Raw genomic sequence first — 2,669 nt, 5'->3', positions numbered from 1 at the left:
ATGACCTCGCCGGCGAGCAGCGGGGCGATCCGCTCCGCCAGGGCCTGCCGGTCGTCGGCCGGGCCGGGGTGCGGGGGGGCCGGGGTCGCGGGCCCGGGCCGCCCCGGCCCCGCCGAGCGTGCCGGGCCGGTGGTGGTCCGGTGGTCCGGCGGCCTGCCGGTCAGCCGAGAAGGCGCTTCAGCCGCTCGCCGGCCGCGCCCAGCACCGAGCGGGCCTCGGCCAGCTTGTCGGTGCTCACGCCGCCGTCCCGGGCCGCGTCGCGGACCTGGTCGCGGAAGCGGTCGAGCAGCCGCTCCAGTTCGCGGGCCGGGTCGCCGGCCGGGTCGGTCCGCGCCCACGGCGGCAGGTCGGCCGGGGCGGTCGGGGTGGTCGGCTCGTCCTTGTCCAGGTCGATCCGGGTGACGGTGACCTCCTCGGCCGCCCCGTCGGCCGGATGGCCCCAGCGGGCCGCGTCGGCCAGCCCGGACAGGCCCTTGGTCAGCTCGGCCAGGCCCTCGGCCAGGCCGGTCGGCCAGTCGCCCTTCGCGGCGTGCTCGCGCACCTGCTGCTCGACCCGGCGCTTGATCCGCAGCGCCTCCTGCTGCGCGGCCGTCCGCGAGGCCTTGGCCTGCTCGCGCAGCCTGCGGGCCTCCTCCTCGGCGGCCTTCGCCTTGGCCTTGGCGGCCTTCTCCTGCTCCCGGGCGCGCTTGGCCTGGTCCTTGGCCTGCCGCTTGAACTGGGCGAACTCCTCCTTGGCGCGCTGCCAGGACTCGTTGTCGCCCCACGGGCCGGACCACGGGTCCCCGCCCTCGGCGCGGTCCGGCCGGGGGGCCTGCCGGGCGGCCTGCCACAGCTCCTCGCGCAGGTCCTTGGCGCTGTCCCGGACGTCCTCGCGGATCGCCCCGGCCAACTGCGCCACGGAGTCGTGGATCTCCACTTCCAGGTCGTCCAACTCGCCCTGGCGGGCTTCCAGTTCGGCACGCCCTGCGTCGGTCAGCCGGTAGACCTTGCGGCCGCCCTCGGTGTTGTGGGCGACCAGGCCCTCCTGCTCCAGCTTGGCGAGCCGGGGGTAGACCGTCCCGGCGGAGGGCGCGTACAGGCCCTGGAAGCGCTCCTCCAGCAGGCGGATCACCTCGTAGCCGTGCCGCGGGGCCTCGTCGAGCAGCTTCAGCAGGTAGAGCCGGAGCCGGCCGTGGCCGAACACGGGCGTCATCTCACGCCTCCTTGGTGAGGTCGGGCTTGCCGAGTCCGGCCGGGAGCTCCTTGACGACCACCGGCGACTCGTCCTCGGGGTCGGGGCGGCGCAGCACGGTGACGCCGCCGGAGACGGTGGTCACGGCGAGGCTGCCCCGGCCGTCGCCGAGCTGGCCGGACAGGCGCTTGGCGCCCCAGCTGCCGCTGAGCTTGAGGCCGTCGAAGGTGCTGGAGATGTCGCCGCTGGTGGAGCCGGCCTCGACCTTGGCGTCGGCCAGCGAGGGGATCCGGATGACGACCGGGCCGCTGACGGTGGTGACCTTGACGTCGGCCGGGCTGGCGACGTCGAGGTCCAGGGTGACGGCGCCGGTGACGGCGTTGGCCTGGACCCGGTCGGCGGTGCCGGCGACGACGGTGAGCTGGCCGGAGACGGTGTTGACCTTGAGCTGGCCGGCCACCGACTGGGCGTCGACGTCGCCGGTGACGGTGTTGGCCTCGGTGCGGCCGGTCAGGCCGACCAGGGTGGCGTCGCCGCTGGCGCTCTGCACCGAGACGTGCCCGGTGATCCCGGAGACGGTGGCGTCGGCCGAGACGGTGCCGACCTTGACCTCGGCGTCGGCCGGGACGGTCAGGGTGACGCCGGCGACCCGCTTGCGCTTGAAGGAGCTGAAGAAGCCCTTGACCGCGTCGACCGACTTGAGCCGGTCGCCGAACTCGCCCCAGCTGTTGATGTCCTTGTAGGTGACCGTCAGGACGCCGTCCACCAGGGTCACGTGCAGCGGCTCGCCCTGGAGCTCGGTGACCTCCAGGCGGGCCGGGCCCTCGGCCGCCACCACGTTCACCGTGCCCTCGATGATCCGCACGTGCAGCGCCCGGACCGTCTCGTCGATGGTGATCCTCTCGGGTCCCTCGACCGTCCACTGGCTCATCTCTGCCGCCTCCCGTTGCCGATCGCGATGTATCGCGTTCTCTTTTAAAGACGATATATCGCGTGACGCGCAAGTCAAGCGTGCCGTCCCGGATCCCGCCCCTGAGCCGCCCCGGAGCGGCCCCCGAGGCGCCCCCTACGGGCGGGCGCGGATACGTGAGGGGCCCGGCAGGCGATCGCCTCCCGGGCCCCTCATCAGCGGTTCAGTGCAACGGCACCGCACCGGTCACTCGTCGTCCTCGTCGTCGAGCCGGGCCAGCCAGGTGGCCAGCCGCTCGACGGGGATCTCGAAGTCCGGGTTGAGGTCGACGAACTCGCGCAGTCGCTCGGCCAGCCACTCGAAGGTGACCTCCTCGTCGCCGCGCCGGTTCTGCAGCTCCTCGATGCCGCGGTCGGTGAAGTACACGGGTTCACTCCGGTCCGATGGGGATTGACCTGGTCAGGATAGTCGGGGACGCCCGCGGCCCCCCCCCCCCCCCGGGGGGGGCGGGGGCCGGGGGGGGGGGGGGCCACCCGCCGGGGGCGGCGCGGGGCCCAACGTCGAGATAACATAGATTAGGCCCCCGAG

The 2,669-nt window shown here is 74.1% G+C and carries 3 protein-coding genes; all 3 read right to left on the bottom strand.

Annotated features, from left to right (window positions below):
* Window positions 1–160: 160 nt before the first annotated feature.
* A complete protein-coding gene (locus ACFV6D_RS38715) occupies window positions 161–1,192 on the bottom strand; it encodes a PadR family transcriptional regulator (protein WP_380563425.1) in 1,032 nt (343 codons plus the stop codon).
* A gap of 1 nt (window position 1,193) precedes the next feature.
* Entirely contained in the window at window positions 1,194–2,102 is a 909-nt protein-coding gene (locus ACFV6D_RS38710) for a DUF4097 family beta strand repeat-containing protein (protein WP_063347845.1), read from the bottom strand.
* Between the two features lie 225 nt (window positions 2,103–2,327).
* Window positions 2,328–2,507 (bottom strand): DUF6104 family protein, encoded by a 180-nt coding sequence (locus ACFV6D_RS38705; protein ID WP_063347844.1) that lies wholly within the window; start codon window positions 2,505–2,507, stop codon window positions 2,328–2,330.
* Between the last annotated feature and the right edge of the window lie 162 nt (window positions 2,508–2,669).

Source organism: Kitasatospora sp. NPDC059812 (assembly GCF_042732075.1).
Classification (GTDB): Bacteria; Actinomycetota; Actinomycetes; order Streptomycetales; family Streptomycetaceae; genus Kitasatospora.
Note: the sequence above shows the minus strand (reverse complement) of the source record. Positions and strands in the feature narration are given on the sequence as shown.